Origin of the sequence: Corynebacterium sp. LK14 (assembly GCF_008042215.1) — a bacterium.
Classification (GTDB): Bacteria; Actinomycetota; Actinomycetes; order Mycobacteriales; family Mycobacteriaceae; genus Corynebacterium; species Corynebacterium striatum.
In genome coordinates, this window is record NZ_NOVQ01000016.1 from 173,593 (window position 1) to 192,017 (window position 18,425).

21 protein-coding genes are annotated in these 18,425 nt (G+C 60.2%); 16 read left to right on the forward strand and 5 right to left on the reverse strand.

The genetic code is table 11. The annotated features are described in order from the left end of the window. Positions 1-65: 65 nt before the first annotated feature. Both purE and CHU71_RS10110 read right to left on the reverse strand, forming a co-directional pair. Positions 66-566, reverse strand: coding sequence for a 5-(carboxyamino)imidazole ribonucleotide mutase (purE, locus tag CHU71_RS10105; protein ID WP_147760980.1), 501 nt, complete (start codon positions 564-566; stop codon positions 66-68). A gap of 9 nt (positions 567-575) precedes the next feature. After that, on the reverse strand, positions 576-1,793 hold the full coding sequence (locus CHU71_RS10110) for a 5-(carboxyamino)imidazole ribonucleotide synthase (protein ID WP_147760981.1): 1,218 nt from the start codon (positions 1,791-1,793) through the stop codon (positions 576-578). Here CHU71_RS10110 and budA point away from each other — a divergent pair. Beyond that, positions 1,779-2,498: an acetolactate decarboxylase gene (gene budA / locus CHU71_RS10115; protein WP_147760982.1), complete on the forward strand. Its 720-nt coding sequence runs from the start codon at positions 1,779-1,781 to the stop codon at positions 2,496-2,498. The genes CHU71_RS10110 and budA overlap by 15 nt on opposite strands. Here budA and CHU71_RS10120 read toward each other — a convergent pair. Next, positions 2,495-2,935: a hypothetical protein gene (locus CHU71_RS10120; RefSeq protein ID WP_005528042.1), complete on the reverse strand. Its 441-nt coding sequence runs from the start codon at positions 2,933-2,935 to the stop codon at positions 2,495-2,497. The genes budA and CHU71_RS10120 overlap by 4 nt on opposite strands. A gap of 240 nt (positions 2,936-3,175) precedes the next feature. Between CHU71_RS10120 and CHU71_RS10125 the strand changes: the two genes are divergently transcribed. Then, on the forward strand, positions 3,176-3,583 hold the full coding sequence (locus CHU71_RS10125; protein ID WP_052953218.1) for a DUF4956 domain-containing protein: 408 nt from the start codon (positions 3,176-3,178) through the stop codon (positions 3,581-3,583). 120 nt (positions 3,584-3,703) lie between these two features. On the opposite strand, the gene CHU71_RS10130 is transcribed toward CHU71_RS10125, so the two are convergent. Together CHU71_RS10130 and CHU71_RS10135 are read right to left on the reverse strand one after the other, a co-directional pair. Beyond that, complete coding sequence (locus CHU71_RS10130; RefSeq protein ID WP_147760983.1) at positions 3,704-4,534, reverse strand: biotin--[acetyl-CoA-carboxylase] ligase; 831 nt, start codon at positions 4,532-4,534, stop codon at positions 3,704-3,706. Positions 4,535-4,608: 74 nt separating this feature from the next. Beyond that, on the reverse strand, positions 4,609-5,211 hold the full coding sequence (locus CHU71_RS10135; RefSeq protein ID WP_147760984.1) for a hypothetical protein: 603 nt from the start codon (positions 5,209-5,211) through the stop codon (positions 4,609-4,611). Positions 5,212-5,259: 48 nt separating this feature from the next. Between CHU71_RS10135 and CHU71_RS10140 the strand changes: the two genes are divergently transcribed. The 14 genes from CHU71_RS10140 to CHU71_RS10205 all read left to right on the forward strand — a co-directional run bounded on the left by CHU71_RS10140 (position 5,260) and on the right by CHU71_RS10205 (position 18,383). Beyond that, a complete protein-coding gene (locus CHU71_RS10140) occupies positions 5,260-6,252 on the forward strand; it encodes an ABC transporter ATP-binding protein (protein WP_147760985.1) in 993 nt (330 codons plus the stop codon). 161 nt (positions 6,253-6,413) lie between these two features. Next, a complete protein-coding gene (locus CHU71_RS10145; protein WP_034656552.1) occupies positions 6,414-7,703 on the forward strand; it encodes an ABC transporter substrate-binding protein in 1,290 nt (429 codons plus the stop codon). Between the two features lie 189 nt (positions 7,704-7,892). After that, positions 7,893-8,849, forward strand: coding sequence for a carbohydrate ABC transporter permease (locus CHU71_RS10150; RefSeq protein WP_034656551.1), 957 nt, complete (start codon positions 7,893-7,895; stop codon positions 8,847-8,849). Further along, the gene (locus CHU71_RS10155) at positions 8,849-9,670 is read left to right on the forward strand and encodes a carbohydrate ABC transporter permease (RefSeq protein WP_147760986.1); all 822 of its coding nucleotides are present in this window, start codon (positions 8,849-8,851) and stop codon (positions 9,668-9,670) included. Before CHU71_RS10150 ends, CHU71_RS10155 begins: the two co-directional genes overlap by 1 nt. Continuing rightward, the gene (locus tag CHU71_RS10160; protein ID WP_110333539.1) at positions 9,670-10,038 is read left to right on the forward strand and encodes a hypothetical protein; all 369 of its coding nucleotides are present in this window, start codon (positions 9,670-9,672) and stop codon (positions 10,036-10,038) included. Before CHU71_RS10155 ends, CHU71_RS10160 begins: the two co-directional genes overlap by 1 nt. Next, positions 10,038-10,223 carry a hypothetical protein gene (locus tag CHU71_RS10165; protein WP_005528030.1) on the forward strand — a complete coding sequence of 62 codons (186 nt, stop codon included), beginning with the start codon at positions 10,038-10,040 and terminating at the stop codon, positions 10,221-10,223. The genes CHU71_RS10160 and CHU71_RS10165 overlap by 1 nt, the downstream gene beginning before the upstream one ends. After that, positions 10,220-11,749 carry a maltose alpha-D-glucosyltransferase gene (treS, locus tag CHU71_RS10170; protein ID WP_147760987.1) on the forward strand — a complete coding sequence of 510 codons (1,530 nt, stop codon included), beginning with the start codon at positions 10,220-10,222 and terminating at the stop codon, positions 11,747-11,749. The genes CHU71_RS10165 and treS overlap by 4 nt, the downstream gene beginning before the upstream one ends. Before the next feature lie 310 nt (positions 11,750-12,059). Further along, positions 12,060-13,367 carry an inorganic phosphate transporter gene (locus CHU71_RS10175; protein WP_147760988.1) on the forward strand — a complete coding sequence of 436 codons (1,308 nt, stop codon included), beginning with the start codon at positions 12,060-12,062 and terminating at the stop codon, positions 13,365-13,367. Between the two features lie 9 nt (positions 13,368-13,376). Beyond that, positions 13,377-13,679, forward strand: coding sequence for a hypothetical protein (locus tag CHU71_RS10180; RefSeq protein WP_046646527.1), 303 nt, complete (start codon positions 13,377-13,379; stop codon positions 13,677-13,679). A gap of 175 nt (positions 13,680-13,854) precedes the next feature. Further along, positions 13,855-14,106 (forward strand): hypothetical protein, encoded by a 252-nt coding sequence (locus tag CHU71_RS10185; RefSeq protein WP_070420857.1) that lies wholly within the window; start codon positions 13,855-13,857, stop codon positions 14,104-14,106. A gap of 257 nt (positions 14,107-14,363) precedes the next feature. After that, positions 14,364-15,977, forward strand: a complete 1,614-nt coding sequence (locus CHU71_RS10190) for an acyl-CoA carboxylase subunit beta (protein ID WP_147760989.1) — start codon at positions 14,364-14,366, stop codon at positions 15,975-15,977. Positions 15,978-16,003: 26 nt separating this feature from the next. Continuing rightward, positions 16,004-17,536 (forward strand): acyl-CoA carboxylase subunit beta, encoded by a 1,533-nt coding sequence (locus CHU71_RS10195; RefSeq protein ID WP_147760990.1) that lies wholly within the window; start codon positions 16,004-16,006, stop codon positions 17,534-17,536. Positions 17,537-17,547: 11 nt separating this feature from the next. Next, complete coding sequence (locus CHU71_RS10200) at positions 17,548-17,772, forward strand: acyl-CoA carboxylase subunit epsilon (protein WP_005528020.1); 225 nt, start codon at positions 17,548-17,550, stop codon at positions 17,770-17,772. Between the two features lie 14 nt (positions 17,773-17,786). Next, positions 17,787-18,383: a nucleoside triphosphate pyrophosphatase gene (locus CHU71_RS10205; RefSeq protein WP_046646531.1), complete on the forward strand. Its 597-nt coding sequence runs from the start codon at positions 17,787-17,789 to the stop codon at positions 18,381-18,383. The last annotated feature ends 42 nt before the right edge of the window (positions 18,384-18,425 follow it).

Genomic DNA, 18,425 nt, shown 5'->3' on the forward strand with positions numbered 1-18,425 from the left:
CACGTTTGACCGAGAGCTGGCTCTACGGTCAAACGTGCATTTACTGCAGGAGGCAATCGCGGCCCCTACTCGCCGAGAAGCTTCGCGCGCAGGTTCGCGTCCTTCTGTTCGACCTCGGCGGCCATGTTCTCTTGGTACTCTGCCATCTTCTGCACCAGGGCAGGATCGCCAGCACCGAGGATGCGCACGGCCAGCAGGCCGGCGTTCTTTGCGCCGCCGATGGACACGGTCGCAACCGGCACGCCGCCCGGCATCTGCACGATGGACAGCAGCGAGTCCATACCGTCGAGCTCCTTAAGCGCACGCGGGATGCCGATAACCGGCAGCGGAGTAGCCGCCGCAACCATGCCCGGCAGGTGCGCCGCGCCGCCCGCACAGGCGATGATGGCCTTGAGGCCACGCTCGTGCGCGGACTTGGCATAAGCCAGCATCTTCTCCGGGGTGCGGTGCGCGCTGACCACGCCCACCTCGAAAGGCACGCCGAACTCCGCGAGCACCTCGGCTGCGGGTTTGACGGTGGGCCAGTCGGAATCGGAGCCCATAATCAGGCCAACCTGCGGTTCCATAAAATCTCCTTAAGCTTCGGCCCACTCAGCGTGGACGAGGAAGTGTGCGGCATCGGCAGCGATGCGGCGGGTTTTAGCCACATCCGTGCCCACGACGTTGACGTGGCCAATCTTACGGCCGGCGCGATAGTCCTTGCCGTACAGGTGAATCCTGGCCTGCGGGTAGCGCTCCATCACTTCGCGCACGCGCTGCCGCATCGGCATTTCTGGGTCGGCAGGGCCGCCCAGCACGTTGGCCATGACGGTGATAGGCGCCAGCGGATCGGTAGCGCCCAGCGGCAGGTCCAAGACCGCGCGCAGGTGCTGCTCAAACTGCGAGGTCACTGAGCCATCCTGGGTCCAGTGGCCGGTGTTGTGCGGGCGCATGGCCAGCTCGTTGACGGCGATGTCTTCACCGGCATCAGTATTAAACGCGAAGAGCTCAACCGCCAAGACGCCCGTGACGCCGAGCTGCGCGGCCACGAGTTCGCCGACCTTAGCAGCACGCTCTGCCAGCTCAGGGCTCAGCCCCGGCGCGGGGGCGAAAGCCTCGGCGCAGATACCGTCGCGCTGCACGGACTCGGTGATCGGCCAAGCCTTCACTTCGCCGGAAGGGCGGCGGGCAACGAGCACGGAAAGCTCGCGGGTCAGCGTGACCTTCTCCTCTGCCATGAGGGGTGTGCCCGCATCAAGCAGCTTGGCAACCAATGACTCCAGCTCATGCGCTTCAGGGAACCACACGCCGTGGCCGTCGTAGCCACCGCGGCGGGCCTTCAAGCACACACGGCCCTCGACGAGTCCGAAGAAATCCAGCGCATCTGCCACGGTTTCAATCGCGGCAAAACGCGGGACTGGTGCACCCAGCTCCGCGAGCTTCTGGCGCATGAGCAACTTGTCCTGCGCGTACAACAGTGCAGAAGGCTGGGGCTGGACATTGTATCCGGCGTCGATAAGCGCCTGCACATGCTCGGTAGGCACGTGCTCGTGCTCGAAAGTCAGGCCGTCCGCGTCCTGGGACGCGCCGACGAGAGTGTCGTAGTCGTGGTAATCCCCCAGGACAACGTCCGGGATGACCTGCGCTGCGGACTGCTCGCCGGAGGAGGCGAGGATGCGCAAATGGATGTCTAGCTCAGCGGCTGCCGGCTGCAACATGCGTGCGAGCTGGCCGTCGCCAAAAACGGTAACGATGGGCTTTGCTTGTTGACTCACCTGTCCAATACTAGCCTTAAGGCTATGATCGTCCGGCATACTATCTTCCAAAACTCCCTCATGACGGCCCTTCTCGACGGCATCTATGACGGTGAGATGACCATCGGCGAGCTACTCGGCAAGGGTAACTTCGGCATCGGCACGTTCGACGCCCTCGATGGCGAGATGATCATCCTCGACGGCGTGTGTTACCAGCTGCGCGGCGACGGAACTGCCACCATCGCGGACCTGGATCAGGGAACACCCTTTGCGGTGGCTACGAACTTTGTGCCGCGCATCAAGGTCGAGGCGCCGCAGGGCATGCTGCGCTCCGAGCTTTCAGCTTTCGTGGATGAGATTCAGCCCTCCGCGAATTACATGTATGCCGTGCGAATCTCGGGCCGCTTCCGCTCGGTGACCACCCGCACCGTGGTCAAGCAGTCCAAGCCCTATCCCCCAATGGCCGAGGCCGTGGGCGGCGATAAGGAGCTGCACTTCACCGATGTCGAGGGCATCATCGGCGGCTTCCGCACTCCGGTCTTTGAAAAGGGAATCTCGGTGCCGGGCTGCCACGTGCACTTTATCGACGCCGATCGCACCTCCGGCGGACACGTCCTGGACTACGTTGTGGACCACGCCACCATCGAGCTATGCCCCGGCACCGACCTCGAAATGCGCCTGCCGCTGACCCAAGAGTTTGGCCAAGCCAACCTGGCTCCTGAGGATCTGGACCACCAGCTGCACGCCACAGAGGTTAAGAATTAGAAGAGCTCCTGCTCGTTGAGGATCTCCTCCACGCGCTTGGCCTTGGGGATGGAAGGGAAGTACATCGGGCGCTCGTAGCCGTGGATAGCGAGGGAGATGCCGCCGCGGCGGCGTCTAGCGCCGCGAATATCCCGCAGTGGGATCGAGTCCACGTGGCTGCCCTCGCGCGCGATGACGCGCAGGTTGGTCACGATGAAGCGCCGGCGCCGCGTGCGGTACAGCGGCAGGCCAAAGCGCCAGAGGGAAAGTACCGCCCACAGGCCCACGATGCCGTTGCGAAGATTGACGTCAAGGCCATAAGAATCCGCCCAGCCGATGGCCATCCAGGCCAGGCCGGTGATGAGGATGAGCTCGAGAAATGGGAAAAGGAGCGCACGGTACGGCGCGGTCATATCTACGCGGACGACTTCGCCGCGGCCCATCTTCATCAATCCCATAGGGGTGCATGATACCCGCAGGAGGCGACGGCGTCGGCAAGCATGGCGTAGGTGGGGCCAAAGCATTCCGGAGCGGGAACTTGCAGGAGCCCGCCCCCCCACAGGAACCATTCAGCGAACTCTCGGGCTAACTGTGCGGATACTTCACACCTAATCCCACATTTTCAAAAGCTTTCCCACAATTTGGTCTTCGATACTCGTCTCCGACAGCACACCACTGATTGAAGAGGAGATCCCCTTATGACCACCACCGCGCTCATGATGGCCGTCGACATTGCCGCCATCCTCACCCTTGTTTTCGCTGTATACTTCCCCCGCCACCACCGCGCTGACCTTGTCGTTGCCTTCATCGGCGTCAACATCGGTGTGCTCGGTGTCTCCACGATGCTCACCTCCGCGGAAGTCTCCATGGGCATCGGACTGGGCCTGTTTGGGGTGTTGTCCATCATCCGCCTGCGGTCCTCGGAAATCTCGCAGCGCGAAATCGCCTACTTCTTCGCCGCCCTCGCGCTCGGCCTCATCTGCGGCCTGTCCACTGCCCTCAACCCGGTGACCATCGCAGTGGTGGTCATGCTCGTCGCAGCGCTGGCGCTGGCCGACTCCACCCGCCTGTTCGGTGACTACATCAGCCAGGAGGTTGCTAAATAGACGCAATTTGCCAAATAGTAATGCCTACCACGCTCTGCGGCGGGCCCTATTTGGCAAATTGTGCTTTAAAAGTTGTGCTTTAAAACGCCCCGCCACTCCACGCGGCGCGGCAACGAGTCGCTACTGGACCGGGCGCAGGTGTGTGACGTCGCCGGCGGAGTAGTACTCCCCGCCGACGTTGATGCGTCCGTCGTCGGCGATGCCTTCGACGACACCGACGACGTCGCCAGTCGGTGCCTCAAGACGAACTTCCTGGCCGATGGAAGAACAGACCCTGCGGTAGTCAGCCATCAGCTGTGGATCCTGGTTCTCCCACTGGGTGATGCGGCGGCGCAAGTTCTTCAGTAAAGCAATTGCCAGCTCGGTGCGGTCGGTGTCGCGGCCTTCGAGGGCCAAGGACGTGGCCTTCTCGATGGGCAGCTGCTCGCGGGTCAAGGTGACGTTCAGACCCATGCCCACGACAACGCGTGCAGACAGCGTAGCTCCTGCTTCGGTCTTCGGGGCGACCTCAGCCTTGTTAACCTCCGCCTTATTAAACTCAGTCTTCGGCACGGACTTGAAGGCAGCGCCCACTGGGCCAGCTTCGGCGAGAATGCCGCAAAGCTTGTTGCCGTCGATGTGGACGTCATTTGGCCACTTAAGCACGGAGCCCTCAACCGTATCGGTGACCGCCAAACCAGAAGCGAGCGGCAAAGTGCCGAGGTACTCAAGGGCCTCGGGAAGGATGAGCACCGAAAGAATCAGCTGTGAGCCCGCCGGGCTAACCCAAGTACGGCCCAAGCGGCCTTTGCCGGAGACCTGCTCGTTGGCCAACAGCACGGTGCCATCAGCGACGTTTTCCGCCTGCATGAGGTCCGTGTTGGTTGAACCGGTCTGCTCTACGTAATCAATTACAGCGAAGTCATCAGCTAGCGCGGTACGAATGCGTTCAATATCAAGTGGAGCTGTCATGCCACCGAGATTACCCGCCACCTAAAAGCAGCCCCGGCTGACACTAGCTAATGCGCATAACCACCCCGCCCACACTAGAACCAGCCAGGCTTATCCAGGATTTCCTGCTTGCCCTTTTCATCAAGACAGGTGGTCAACACCGCCTGCGGCAGGGCTTTTTCTACCTGCTCAGGGGATACAGTTATGCCGCGCTGCCCCGGCAACCATTCGACGGTGTCCTTAATGAGGAGGTCATGCGTCCCACGCAGATCGCCCTGCAGTGAGTCGCCGTTTCCTTCCATAGCCACCGTGTAACGAATTCTCGGGTCTACCCACTCGCATACCCATTGCCCGTACTCGGTAACCTCAGCATCGGAAAGCTGAAGGCCCGCAGCATTCAGACTGTCTTTCATTAATGCAGTGTCGAACTTGCCGTGGTTTTCTAAATAGTCGCGGACCCCGGCAGCTTCAGCTTGCTCACCGAAGATCTTGCTGAAAGTGGTGTCGCGTGGTGCTGAATTTGATGTAGTTTCCGGTCTTTCCGAAACAGACGCGGCGCCTGATGTTTCCGCGTTCGGAGCCTGTTCATCCACAGCTCCAACGGCATTGTTAGTGGTAAACGAAGCCGCGTTATCTACGGTATCGGCACCGGAACAGCCGGCTACGAGCAGAGCTAGGAGTGGAGCAAGCTTTTTCATAGCGCCGACCAGCATAGGCGATTTAACGGGGGGTGCTAGTGTAGGCGCATGGCAAAGGTCACTTTTGAGAAGGTCAACATCACCTACCCCAACGCCGCCCAGCCCACGGTCAAGGACCTTGACCTGGAAATCGCAGATGGTGAGTTTCTGGTGCTCGTCGGCCCATCCGGCTGCGGAAAGTCCACCACCCTGCGCTCCTTGGCAGGTCTTGAGCCGACCTCCAGCGGCCGCATTCTCATCGACGATAAAGACGTCACCGGCCTCGAACCAGGCGAGCGCGATATCGCCATGGTCTTTCAAAATTATGCCCTCTACCCGCACCTTTCCGTAGCTGAGAATATGGGCTTTGCCCTCAAGCTCGCCAAGACGCCTAAGGATGAGATTAAGAAGAAGGTCGACGAGGCCGCAGCCACCCTCGGCCTGACCGAGTACCTCGACCGCAAGCCGAAGGACCTCTCCGGCGGTCAGCGTCAGCGCGTAGCCATGGGCCGCGCCATCGTGCGTAATCCCAAGGTCTTCCTCATGGATGAGCCGCTGTCCAACTTGGACGCGAAGCTACGCGTCCAGACCCGCTCGGAGCTCGCCAGCCTGCAGCAGCGCCTGGGCACCACCACCGTCTACGTCACGCACGACCAAGTCGAGGCCATGACCATGGGCGACCGAGTGGCTGTGCTCAAGGACGGCGTCCTGCAGCAGGTCGCTCCCCCACGCGAGCTCTACGACGCCCCCGTCAACGAATTCGTCGCTGGCTTCATCGGCTCGCCTGCTATGAACATCTTCAACTACAACGAAGACCGCATCGGCGTTCGCCCAGAGGACATGCTCATCACAGAAGCCCCGACTGATATCTCCGGCATCGTTGACATCGTCGAGGAACTCGGCGCTGAGTCTTATGTCTACGTCACCGTTGGCAACCAGCGTTTCGTCGCCCGCGCAGATAAAGCACACACTCCACAGCGCGGCGACAGCGTACATCTATCTTTCGACCCGAATAAAGCGCATCACTTCGACCCCGAAACGGGCGAACGCATTAACTCCTAATAAGACGTTGGGGGTGGATCTCACCCCCGACCGCGTCTTTCTACTGGGACTTTCGGAAAAAATAACGGTCTCAGACCGGGAAATAAGTCAAACCCCCGCGCGATGTGCTCGTTTTAACTTATTTTTAAGTCACCAGAAGTTTTCCGAAAGGTGAAATGCCCATGAAGAAGTCCGTACTTCGTTCCAGCCTCCACACCGCCCGCAAGGGCGCCGTTGTCACCACCGCTGCTCTCGCGCTGGTATTGGCAGGCTGCTCATCCTCCTCTGACGAGGGTTCCTCCGATTCCGCATCCAGCGGTTCCGCCGACGGCGCTGACGGCCGCGGCCCCATCACCTTCGCGATGGGTAAGAACGACACCGACAAGATCCAGCCGGTCATCGAGAAGTGGAACAAGGAGCACCCTGACGAGAAGGTCACCCTCAAGGAGCTCGCCGGCGAGGCAGACGCTCAGCGCGACACCCTCGTACAGTCCCTGCAGGCTGGCAACTCTGACTACGACGTCATGGCACTCGACGTCGTCTGGACCGCAGAGTTCGCCGCAAACCAGTGGCTCGCTCCGCTGACCGGCGATCTGGAGGTTGACACCTCCGATCTACTCGAGTCCACCGTTGAGTCCGCTACCTACAACGACACCCTCTACGCTCTGCCTCAGAACACCAACGGCCAGCTCCTCTTCCGCAACACCGACTTGGCTGACAAAGCACCAGAGAAGTTCGACGACATCAAGACTGCTTGCGAGGCGCTCAAGGAGGACACCTCCTGCCTGACCACACAGCTCAAGCAGTACGAAGGCCTGACCGTAAATACCGCAGGCTTCATGGAGGGCTGGGGCGGCTCCGTTCTGGCTGACGACGGCACTCCTTCCGTAGACTCGGCTGAGTCCAAGGCTGGTCTGCAGGCGCTTGTCGACGCCTACAAGGACGGCGTCATCTCCAAGGATTCCACCGCCGCTACCGAGGAGGAGACCAACCTGGCCTTCACCGAGGGCAAGACCGCTTTCGCCATCAACTGGCCGTACATGTACACCAACGCTGAGGATGAAGGTGTGAAGTTCGAGGTCCAGCCGCTGGTAGGCAAGGACGGCGTTGGCGTTTCCACCCTGGGTGGCTACAACAACGGCATCAACATCAACTCCGAGAAGAAGGCCACCGCGCTGGACTTCATGAAGTTCATCATCAACGAGGAGAACCAGAAGTCCTTCGCTGAGGCTTCCTTCCCGCCGGTTCTGGCTTCCGTCTACGACGACGCTGCCCTCATCGAGCAGTTCCCGTACCTGCCGGCTCTCAAGGAGTCCCTGGAAAACGCCGCACCGCGTCCGGTCTCCCCGTTCTACACCGCAATCTCCAAGGCTGTTCAGGACAACGCTTACGCAGCGCTGACCGCTGGCAAGTCCGTGGATGACGCAACCAAGGACATGAAGGCTGCTATTGAGGCTGCTTCCCAGGGCTAAAAGACCAGTCCCTTTTAACTAGGTTCTCTTTGTAGATAGAGAGCTGAGAATGCGGGGCGTGAGTGAGCTTGTGTGCTCGCACACGCCCCGCATTGTCTTTGATGTCCGGCACACCCGTTAAACTCTTAGCCAACCTGATCACTTACTGCAGAAAGGCGTCCCAGCGTGGCAGTAACAACTCCCACAGCCATGAAGCGCAAGCAGAACCTCAATGCCGCTGGCCTTATCGCACCGGCACTGATTGTGCTAGCCGTTGTTATCGGCTACCCCATCCTGCGTGCTGTCTGGCTTTCTTTCCAGGGAAATCGCCACTTGAACCCCAAGACGGGCATTTTCGAGGAAGGCGGTTTCGCCGGCCTTGAGAACTACCTGTACTGGATCAATAACCGTTGTGTTTCTGGCACCGGGCAGATCTCGCAGTGCCCTCCTGGCGTTATCGCCACGGACTTCTGGCCGGCGCTAAAGATTACGCTGTTCTTCACCGTGGTCACCGTGTTGTTGGAGACCATCCTCGGTATGTTCATGGCCATCATCATGAATGGTGAGTACAAGGGCCGCGGCCTTGTCCGCGCAGCAGTGCTGGTGCCGTGGGCTATTCCTACGGCTGTAACGGCTAAGTTGTGGCAGTTCATGTTCGCCCCAGATGGCATCGTGAACTCCCTGCTGGGAACCCATATTTCTTGGACCACGGACCCGTTCTACGCCCGTCTTGCCGTCATTATCGCGGACGTATGGAAGACCGCCCCATTCATGGCCCTGCTCATCTTGGCTGGCCTGCAAATGATTCCGCGGGACGTGTATGACGCCGCGCGTGTCGACGGCGCGAGCCGCATCCAGACCTTCTTCAAGATCACGTTGCCACTGGTGCGCCCCGCCCTCATGGTGGCTATCTTGTTCCGTACCCTCGACGCACTGCGCATGTACGACCTTCCGGTCATCATGATCTCGGCGTCGTCTAACGCGCCCACTGCCACCATCTCCCAGCTGGTGGTTGAGGATATGCGCCAAGGCAACTTCAATTCTGCCTCGGCACTATCGACTCTCATCTTCTTGCTCATCTTCCTCGTTGCCTTCATCCTGGTTCGCTTCCTGGGAGCTGATGTCTCCGGCAATGAGCGGCGCTCGAATAGGAAGGCGGTCCAGTAATGAAAAAGTTCGGACACTACGCCGGCATCATCTTCATCATGTTCTGGGGCTTGGCTCCCTTCTACTGGATGGTCGTAACGGCACTGCGGCACAAGGACCACACCTTCGACACCACCCCGTGGCCGACCCACGTCACCATGGAAAACTTCCAGGACGCACTGGCCACTGACAAGGGCAACAACTTCTTGGCGGCACTCGGCAACTCGCTGGCCATCTCGTTGGCCACCACCGCCATCGCCGTAGCAGTGGGTGTCTTCACCGCCTACGTTCTGGCCCGCTACAACTTCCCTGGCAAGGGAATCGTCACCGGCATCATCCTGGCGGCTTCGATGTTCCCTGCCATCGCATTGGTCACCCCGCTGTTCCAGATGTTCGGCAACCTGGACTGGATCGGCACCTACCGCGCCATGATCATCCCGAACATCTCCTTCGCACTGCCGTTGACGGTCTACACGCTGCTGAGCTTCTTCCGTCAGCTTCCATGGGAACTGGAGGAAGCCGCTCGCGTCGACGGCGCCTCGCGCGGCCAGGCCTTCCGTCTCGTACTGTTGCCGCTCGCTGCCCCGGCGCTGTTTACCACCGCCATCATCGCATTCATCACCACGTGGAATGAGTTCATGTTGGCTCGTCAGCTCTCCAACGACTCCACTGAACCAGTAACCGTGGCCATCGCACGCTTCTCCGGCCCCTCTGCCTTCGAGTACCCGTACGCCGCCACCATGGCAGCAGGTGCACTCGTGACCATTCCGCTCATCATCATGGTTCTCATCTTCCAACACCGCATCGTGGCCGGCCTGACCGCCGGAGGTGTCAAGGCCTAATGCTGAAGCACCTGGGAGTTATCGCAGCGGCTGCAAGCATGGCATTGGCCGGCACTGCGTGCACACCATCTCAAGAGGAGAAAAGCACCGCAGTGGAACGAAGCGAAGCCGTCGGCGCACCCGCCCCCGTCATCTTGAGACCCGCGGAGCTTTCGGGGCAGACCATCGATCTAAAGCTCGGCGAAAACCTCGTCATCACCGAATCCAACGGGCTCACCGCAGAAGTCAGCAATCCTGAGGTCGCCGAATTTACCCCAGCACGTACCGACGGTGCCACGGAGTTCAACGCCGGGTTTGCCGCTCTCAAGAAGGGTGTGACCAGCGTGAAGCTCTCGGACGGAACCGCTTTTAACCTCAAAATCAGCTAATGCGCCACGCACTTTTGTGGGACACTGCCCTAGGATTCGTCGGCTTTTTCGCCTTTCTCGCCATCGCACAAGCAATTCTCAACCTCTTCCAACCCGAGCCCGCCATCTGGCCGGGGATTCTCGCCGCTGTGCTCTGCGGTATTGAATACCTCCTGTGGCGCGCCAAAAGAAAGGACCTCAGATGAGTTGGTACCAGAACGCCATCTTCTACCAAGCCCTCGTTGGCTCTTTCAAAGACTCCGGCGCCACCGGGAATCCCGAGGCAGCCGGTGGCAAGGGCGTGGGCACGCTCCAAGGCATCATTGAAAAGCTTGACTATCTAAAGTGGCTCGGCGTCGATTGTCTCTGGCTTTCGCCTTTCTATGCCTCCCCGCTCAAAGATGACGGCTACGACATCGCGGACTACTACTCCATCCACCCCGATTACGGCACCATGGAGGACTTCGAGCAGCTCATCTCTGAGGTTCACAGCCGCGGCATGCGGCTCATGACTGACCTCGCGCTCATCCACACCTCCTCCGAGCACGAGTGGTTCCAGGCCTCCCGCCGCGATCCCGAAGGCCCATACGGCGACTACTACGTGTGGGGCGACGATCCAGACCGCTATCCTGAAATCCGCATCATCTTCACCGACGTGGAAGATTCTACGTGGGCCTGGGATGAGGTGCGCCAGCAGTACTACTTCCACCGCTTCTACTCGCACCAGCCGGATCTCAACTACGACAACCCCGCGGTGCACGAGGAAGTCTTCAACATCGTGCGCTTCTGGATGGACAAGGACCTGGACGGCTTCCGCTTGGACGCAATCCCATACCTCTACGAGCGCGACGGAGCGGGCGGCGAGTCGCTGCCCGAGACCCTCGAGTTCATTGAGAAGTTGCGCACTTTCGTTGATGAGAACTATCCCGAGGCTGTCATGATCGCCGAGGCCAACCAGCCTCCGGCAGAGACCATGGAGTTCTTCGGCAAGGGCAACCGCGTGCACATGGTGTTCAATTTCCCGCTGATGCCGCGTTTGTACGAGGCGCTTGCGCTTGGCGACGCCACCCCCATTTACAACATCATGGAGGAGATACCGGAGCTGCCCGAGGGCTGCCAGTGGGGCACCTTCCTGCGCAACCATGACGAGCTCACGCTGGAAATGGTGAACGAGTCGCGTCGCGAGTTGATGTACCACCATTACCTGCCGGATGACGAGATGCGCGCGCACGTGGGCATCGCTAGGCGCTTGGCTCCGTTGCTGGGAAATGACCGCCGCAAGATTGAGCTGTTTTACTCCCTGTTGCTGACCATGCCGGGCTCGCCTTTCCTCTACTACGGGGATGAGATTGGCATGGGCGATTCGCCTGCCCTGCCAGACCGCGACGCAGTGCGCACCCCTATGCAATGGGAACCTGGCGACGGCGCCGGGTTCACCACTGCCCCGCACCCGCGGCGCCCCATCGTGGGCGGCACGAAGGTTAACGTGGCGGAGCAAAAGGATGACCCAACCTCCTTGCTCAACACCGTTCGCGAACTCATTGCACAGCGCAAGGCTTTCCCGGAGTTGGCCACCGCGCCCTTCGAGGCTGTCGAGACCGGCGAGGCCGGCATTCTTGCGTTCCAGCGTGGCAGCTTGTTGTGCCTGCACAACTTCACTGAGGAATCCGTGGATCTGGGTCCGGTCGAGTTAGGCCCCTACGGCTACGCGTGGTTGCCTATTGAGGCTTAACCAGAGTCCTAATTAGGAAAGGTCAGTTGGGGTGGAGTCCTCACTCCACCCCTTTGGTTAACGGCAGGTTAACGCGAGGCGTATACCGCGGAAATCTTCACTAAAGGTAATTGGGTTAATGAATTAGTTAGCGCACATAAAACACAAACCCCCAGTTCACGACTAAACCCCAAGATTAGGAAGAGAATTGCAAGAGGTCTACGCTAGACCCTTGGTAGCTCGATTTGTGGTTGCGACACTGCTTAATTTTCAAAGCAAAGTCTTAACCCGTCTCAAATCCCTCAACAGAATCTTGAAAGGGGTCGCGATTGTGACAGCGACACTGACCATCTTGGCAATTGTGGTCGTCACTGCCCTCGCCTTTGACTTCACCAACGGTTTCCACGACACCGCCAACGCAATGGCAACCTCCATCGCCACCGGTGCGCTGAAGCCCTTCACCGCAGTTGCAATCTCCGCAGCTCTCAACCTCATCGGTGCATTCCTGTCGGTCCACGTGGCCGCAACCGTGGCCAAGGGTATCGTGAACCTCGACTCCTACGACCTCTCCGTAGGCGCCGACGGCGAAGCCCTCCTCATGGTCGTTTTCACCGGCCTCATCGGCGGCATCTTCTGGAACCTGTTCACCTGGCTCCTGGGCATGCCGTCCTCTTCCTCCCACGCACTGTTCGGCGGCCTCATCGGAGCCGCTTTCGCAGCGCTGGGAACCGGGGGCGTCGCTTGGTCCTCCATCGCCGGCAAGATCATCATCCCGGCTATCGCCTCCCCTTTCATCGCAGCGATGGTTTCCGCCTGCGGTACCGCGTTGGTCTACTGGGTCACCAACACCATTCCGGAGCGCGTAAAGAACGGACACTTCCGCCACGGCCAGATTGTCACCGCCTGCCTGGTTTCCCTGGCACACGGCGCTGGCGACGCCCAGAAGACCATGGGTGTCATCTTCCTCGCCCTCGTTGCAGCCGGTGAGGCAACCTCCGACCAGCGCATCCCGACCTGGGTCATCGTTGCTTGTGCTGTGGCCATCGCAGCCGGCACCTTGTCCGGCGGCTGGCGCGTCATCCGTACCCTGGGCAAGGGCCTCGTTGAGATTGAGTCCCCACAGGGCATGGCAGCTGAGGCTTCCTCCGCAGCCATCATCCTCACCTCCGCCGCTGGCGGTATGGCACTGTCCACCACCCACGTTTCCACCGGTTCCATCCTCGGTACCGGCCTGGGCAAGAAAGGCGCCCAGGTTCGCTGGGGCGTCGCAATGCGTATGGTTGCCGCATGGCTCATCACCCTTCCTTGCGCCGCGGCGGTTGGCTTCGTCACCTGGTGGATTGCTCACCTCGTTAGTGGTGCTACCAACACTCTCACCGGCGCTATCGTCGACGCCATCATCCTGCTGGCCATGGTCGCCGTCATCCTGATGCGTGCTCGCCGCAACCCGGTTGATGCTTCCAATGTCAACGACGATTGGGACGCTGACGCAGAGACCGTCGACTCCTCCTTGCAGGCACACGAGAAGGTCGCCGCAGGTGTCACCACTGGCAACGCACCAGGTGCTGCCAATGCCGCACACGGCGTGATCAACGATGCCTACAGCGCCGCTCACACCACCACCGTTAAAGGAAAGTAGGACAACGCCATGACCGCAATGGAAATTCTCGTCGCTATTTCTCGCGTCGCTGGTTTGGCGCTCGCCTTCGGCGCTGGTATCCCGCTCCTTTTCGCTCTGGGCATGCGTTGCATGACCGGTGACCCGATTCGCAACAACGAGGGCGTTATCGTGGGCGATACCGAAGCTTCCACTCAGATGAAGATCTTGGGATGGACCGTGTACGCCGTACTGGGCGTCATCATCCTGGTTGCCATCTCCTGGATTGCCAAGGATTCCATCAACCACTACTTCGGATTGGAGCTGTTCCCCGGCTTGTCCAGCAAGCACTAGGGCCTGCTTCACTCCACGCCTTAAGTTAACAAAAAGTTAACAAACGCGTAACTCCAGGTTGATTACTTAGCGGACCGAGCGTACCATGTTAGAAACATCAGCTCGGCCACCATTTTCTATACCCACCTTAAGCGGCCGTTGATTCATTGCACGGACTGAAAGAAGGTGAGCATCAATGAATACCATTAACGGACTGATTTCCTCGTTTACTACGACATTCAAGAGTGCCACCGGCACAGGCCTTGACGCATTGGATGCAACCCCAATGGAAGCGCTCGTCACTGAGGAGCTCGTTGACCGCGGAACCACCCCGGCAACAACCGACAATATCGTTGCCGCATTCAATGCGGTAAATAACCGCTCCCCTCGCGAGGAGGAGCTGTACGAAGTTGAGCTATTCCTGATGGATTTCGGCCTCGCAGCCTAAGACAGCACCCCCCCTTTTTCCATTGAGCGTTAACGTGCCCTACTCCCCACGGAAGAAAGGGCACGTTTCTTTTTGTGGTGTCCTAAAGAATTTGAGACCCCCAGGCAAATACCCCGCCCAGCAAAGGGTTAAAATTCCAAATGCGAGAGTTTCCTCATATTCTGCAAGCCGCCTAACTGCACAAACTAGTTTTGTGAGGGAAATCACTGGCCCGACAGGGTGTAAAACTCAAGCAAAATTGCCTAAACTCCCCAAACATGACCATTTCCTCACATTTGTCGGATCTTGATTCTATGAACGCGACCACCACGGCCGGCAAGATTGCTGAGCTAAAGCGCCGGCGCGAGCAAGCTGCTGCGCCCATGGGCGAAAAAGCCCACCAGAAAGTCCGCGATCAAGGCCGCCTCACCGCACGCGACCGCCTGGACTACCTCCTCGACGAAGGCTCCTTCGTCGAAACTGACATGCTCGCAGTACACCGCACCACCGACTTCGGTATGGCCGCCAAGAAGCCCGTGACCGACGGAATCGTCACCGGCTGGGGAACCATCGACGGCCGCGAGGTTTGCATCTTCTCCCAAGACGGCACTGTCTTCGGTGGTGCCCTCGGTGAGGTCTACGGCGAGAAGATGATCAAGATCATGGAGCTGGCCATCACCACCGGGCGCCCGCTCATCGGCCTCTACGAGGGCGCAGGCGCCCGCATCCAAGACGGTGCCGTGTCCCTGGACTGGATCGCCAAGACCTTCTACCAAAACACCAAGGCCTCCGGCGTGGTCCCACAGATCTCCGTCATCATGGGCGCCTGCGCAGGCGGCAACGCCTATTCTCCGGCGCTCACCGACTTCGTGGTCATGGTGGACAAGAAGTCCAAAATGTTCGTTACCGGACCCGACGTCATCAAGACCGTCACCGGCGAGGAAATCACCCAAGAAGAGCTCGGTGGCGCGTCCGTCCACATGCTCGCGGCCGGCAACTCGCACTACACCGCATCCTCCGACGAAGAGGCCCTCGACTGGGTCCACGACCTCGTGGGATACCTCCCGTCAAACAACCGTCAGCGCGCTCCTTTTGAGCCTTTCGAAGAGCTCGGCGAGGAAACCGCTGACGACCTCATGCTCGACGAGATCATCCCTGACTCCCCTACCCAGCCTTATGATGTAAAGGATGTCATCGCAGCGCTCACCGATGACAGCGAGTACCTCGAGATCCAGGCTGAGCGCGCCGAGAACGTGGTCATCGCATTCGGACGCATCGAAGGCCAAACGGTTGGCTTCGTGGCTAACCAGCCACAGGTCTACGCAGGCTGCCTCGACATCGACTCTTCTGAGAAGGCCGCACGCTTCGTGCGCACTTGCGACGCGTTCAACATTCCGATCGTCATGCTTGTCGACGTCCCAGGCTTCCTGCCGGGCGCTTCCCAGGAGCACAACGGCATTCTGCGTCGCGGCGCCAAGCTGCTCTACGCCTACGGTGAGGCCACTGTCCCGAAGATTACGGTGACCATGCGCAAGGCCTACGGCGGCGCCTACTGCGTCATGGGCTCCAAGGGCTTGGGTGCAGACGTCAACCTCGCGTGGCCAACCGCCCAGATTGCCGTCATGGGCGCAGCCGGCGCCGTGGGCTTTATCTACCGCAAGGAGCTCAAGCAGGCCCACGAGAAGGGCCTGGACGTGCAGGAATTGGCAAAGTCCTTCGAGCGCGAGTACGAGGACCACATGCTCAACCCATATAAGGCTGCTGAGCGCGGGCTTATCGACGCCGTGATTCTCCCCTCCGAGACCCGCAGCGCCATCACCAAGAACTTGCGCCTCTACGCCGACAAGAATGTGGCACGCCCTGCACGCAAGCACGGCAACATCCCGCTCTAAGAAGACGGGTTGTAGAATTAGTCCCTATGACTGATCTGAAAACCACGGCTGGCAAGATCGAGGATCTCAACAACCGCCTCAGCGAGTCGCGCACTCCCATGGGCGCCGAGACCCTCGAGGCAATCCATGCCGCAGGAAACTTGAGCGCACGCGAGCGCATCGAGAAGCTGCTCGACGAGGGTTCTTTCGTCGAGACCGATGCCCTCGCCCGCCACCGCTCGACCGACTTCGGCCGTGAGCACGATCGTCCGTACACCGACGGCGTCGTCACCGGCTATGGCACCGTCGACGGCCGCAAAGTTTGCATCTTCAGCCAGGACCCCACTGTATTCGACGGCACCCTCGGCGAGGCGTACGCAGAAAAGCTCACCAAGGTCTACGACCTCGCACTCAAGACCGGTGTCCCAATCATCGGCCTGTATGACTCCACCGGTCCGCGCGTCCAAGAAGGCATCGTCACTCTGGCTGGCTACGCCCGCATCATGGCACGCGTAACCCAGGCCTCCGGTCTCATTCCGCAGATCGGTGTCGTTGTAGGTGACACCGAGGGCATCGCTGCTTTTGCACCGACGCTTTCCGACGTCCTCATCATTACCCAGGGCGCTACCCTCCACCAGGCAGCGCCGCACATCGCTGGCGCGGAAGCAGAAACCTTCGGCGGCGCCGCCGTGCACGCTGCAGCTGGCACCGCTCACCTCGTCGCGCAGTCCGACGCCGAGGCCGTCGCCCTTGCCCGCGACGTGCTCGCATTCCTGCCGGCCAACAACCGTGCCGAAGCCCCACGCGTTGCCGCTGAGATTAGCTCTGGCTCCATTGCGGACAACGTCAGCGACCGCGACCACAAGCTCGACACCATCATCCCGGATACCGCTGCCGAGGCCTACGACATGCACGACGTCATTAACACCGTCGTCGACGAAGACACCTTCTTCGAGCTCGCGGCCGACGCCGCCGAAAACATCATCACCGGCTTTGCATACATCGAAGGCCGCCCAGTCGGCATCGTGGCTAACCAGCCGCTGGCCCTAGCAGGTGCACTGGATTCAGCAGGTTCCGAAAAGGCTGCCCGCTTCATCCGCGCCTGCGATGCCTTCAATACCCCGGTCATCGAGTTCGTCGATTCCCCTGGCTTCGTCCCTACTCCGGAAGAAGAGAAGTCCGGCCTGCTACGCCGCGCTTCGAAGCTTTCCTTCGCTTACGCAGAGGCAACCGTGGGCAAGCTGACCGTTATCACCCGCAAGGCAATCGGCCCGGCTTATGTATTCATGGGTTCCAAGGACTTAGGCGCAGACTTGGCCTACGCATGGCCTACCGCTGAAATCGCCGTCACCCAGGCATCCCAGGCTGCGCTGGCCATCTATGGCGAGGAAGCTACCCCGGAGCAGGAAACAGAGCTCGCCGAGCAGTTCCTGCACCCCTATGCCGCTGCCGAGCGCGGTTTGGTTGATAATGTCATCGAACCCTCCGCAACCCGCGGCTACCTCGTCGAAGGCCTGCGACTTCTGGAACGCAAGATCGTCGCCCAGGCCCCGAAGAAGCACGGTAACATCACCCTCTAAAAGGAGAATCCATGACCGCACCAACATTTCGTGTACTCAAGGGCAACCCCTCCGACGATGAGGTTGCCGCACTTACCGCAGTCCTAGCGCAGCTCAGTGCTGATGCCCGCGCAAAGCAGGCCGGTTCTGACGCCGGCGAGCGCAACCTGTGGGGCCGCCTCGACGAGCGTTTCGACGCATACGGCGCACAGGACGTCTTCAACCCGTCCGCCTTCCGCAACGTGCGTTACTACTAAAGGCTGCTTGAAGGATGCGAATCGTCCTCGCTTCTCAATCCCCGTCCCGCGCTTCCATTCTGCGTGGGGCCGGGGTTGAGCCCGTTTTGGCGCCCGCGCACGTGGATGAGGAGGCTATCGAGACGTCGCTAAGCGGCGCAGCTCCTGCCGATATCGTCGCAGCATTGGCCACCGCAAAAGCGGAAAAGATCGCGCCCGAGTACCCGCAGGACGTCGTCATCGGGGGCGATTCCATGCTGCTTCTCGACGGCGTACTCCAAGGCAAGCCACACACTGTCGACGCCACGATTGAACGCTGGCGCTCCCAGGCTGGCCGCCGTGCAGAGCTGCTCACCGGACACTGCATCATCCAGGGCGACAAGCGCCACGTTGAAACCTCGCGCACCAGCGTCTTTTTCGCCGCGGCAAACGAGCGCGACATCGCCGCCTATGCCGCGACTGGTGAACCTCTGGAATGCGCCGGCGCCTTCACCTTGGAGGCAATCGGCGGTTGGTTCATTGACCACATCGAGGGCGATCCTTCCTCGGTCATCGGGCTATCGCTGCCGGTGGTCCGCCGTGCCTTGTACTCCTTTGACCTCTGCGTCTCAGACTTCTGGGCCCAGCCTTAAGACGTGGCCGCTGCCATTGTCCGGCGGGCGCGGTAGTCTAGC

Excerpts from the sequence above, each read along its gene's own strand:
- purE (WP_147760980.1), bottom strand. The coding sequence starts at position 566 with ATGGAACCGCAGGTTGGCCTGATTATGGGCTCCGATTCCGACTGGCCC.
- budA (WP_147760982.1), top strand. The coding sequence starts at position 1,779 with ATGATCGTCCGGCATACTATCTTCCAAAACTCCCTCATGACGGCCCTT.
- CHU71_RS10110 (WP_147760981.1), bottom strand. The coding sequence starts at position 1,793 with ATGCCGGACGATCATAGCCTTAAGGCTAGTATTGGACAGGTGAGTCAA.
- CHU71_RS10120 (WP_005528042.1), bottom strand. The coding sequence starts at position 2,935 with ATGGGATTGATGAAGATGGGCCGCGGCGAAGTCGTCCGCGTAGATATG.
- CHU71_RS10125 (WP_052953218.1), top strand. The coding sequence starts at position 3,176 with ATGACCACCACCGCGCTCATGATGGCCGTCGACATTGCCGCCATCCTC.
- CHU71_RS10130 (WP_147760983.1), bottom strand. The coding sequence starts at position 4,534 with ATGACAGCTCCACTTGATATTGAACGCATTCGTACCGCGCTAGCTGAT.
- CHU71_RS10135 (WP_147760984.1), bottom strand. The coding sequence starts at position 5,211 with ATGAAAAAGCTTGCTCCACTCCTAGCTCTGCTCGTAGCCGGCTGTTCC.
- CHU71_RS10140 (WP_147760985.1), top strand. The coding sequence starts at position 5,260 with ATGGCAAAGGTCACTTTTGAGAAGGTCAACATCACCTACCCCAACGCC.
- CHU71_RS10145 (WP_034656552.1), top strand. The coding sequence starts at position 6,414 with ATGAAGAAGTCCGTACTTCGTTCCAGCCTCCACACCGCCCGCAAGGGC.
- CHU71_RS10150 (WP_034656551.1), top strand. The coding sequence starts at position 7,893 with ATGAAGCGCAAGCAGAACCTCAATGCCGCTGGCCTTATCGCACCGGCA.
- CHU71_RS10155 (WP_147760986.1), top strand. The coding sequence starts at position 8,849 with ATGAAAAAGTTCGGACACTACGCCGGCATCATCTTCATCATGTTCTGG.
- CHU71_RS10160 (WP_110333539.1), top strand. The coding sequence starts at position 9,670 with ATGCTGAAGCACCTGGGAGTTATCGCAGCGGCTGCAAGCATGGCATTG.
- CHU71_RS10165 (WP_005528030.1), top strand. The coding sequence starts at position 10,038 with ATGCGCCACGCACTTTTGTGGGACACTGCCCTAGGATTCGTCGGCTTT.
- treS (WP_147760987.1), top strand. The coding sequence starts at position 10,220 with ATGAGTTGGTACCAGAACGCCATCTTCTACCAAGCCCTCGTTGGCTCT.
- CHU71_RS10180 (WP_046646527.1), top strand. The coding sequence starts at position 13,377 with ATGACCGCAATGGAAATTCTCGTCGCTATTTCTCGCGTCGCTGGTTTG.
- CHU71_RS10185 (WP_070420857.1), top strand. The coding sequence starts at position 13,855 with ATGAATACCATTAACGGACTGATTTCCTCGTTTACTACGACATTCAAG.
- CHU71_RS10190 (WP_147760989.1), top strand. The coding sequence starts at position 14,364 with ATGACCATTTCCTCACATTTGTCGGATCTTGATTCTATGAACGCGACC.
- CHU71_RS10195 (WP_147760990.1), top strand. The coding sequence starts at position 16,004 with ATGACTGATCTGAAAACCACGGCTGGCAAGATCGAGGATCTCAACAAC.
- CHU71_RS10200 (WP_005528020.1), top strand. The coding sequence starts at position 17,548 with ATGACCGCACCAACATTTCGTGTACTCAAGGGCAACCCCTCCGACGAT.
- CHU71_RS10205 (WP_046646531.1), top strand. The coding sequence starts at position 17,787 with ATGCGAATCGTCCTCGCTTCTCAATCCCCGTCCCGCGCTTCCATTCTG.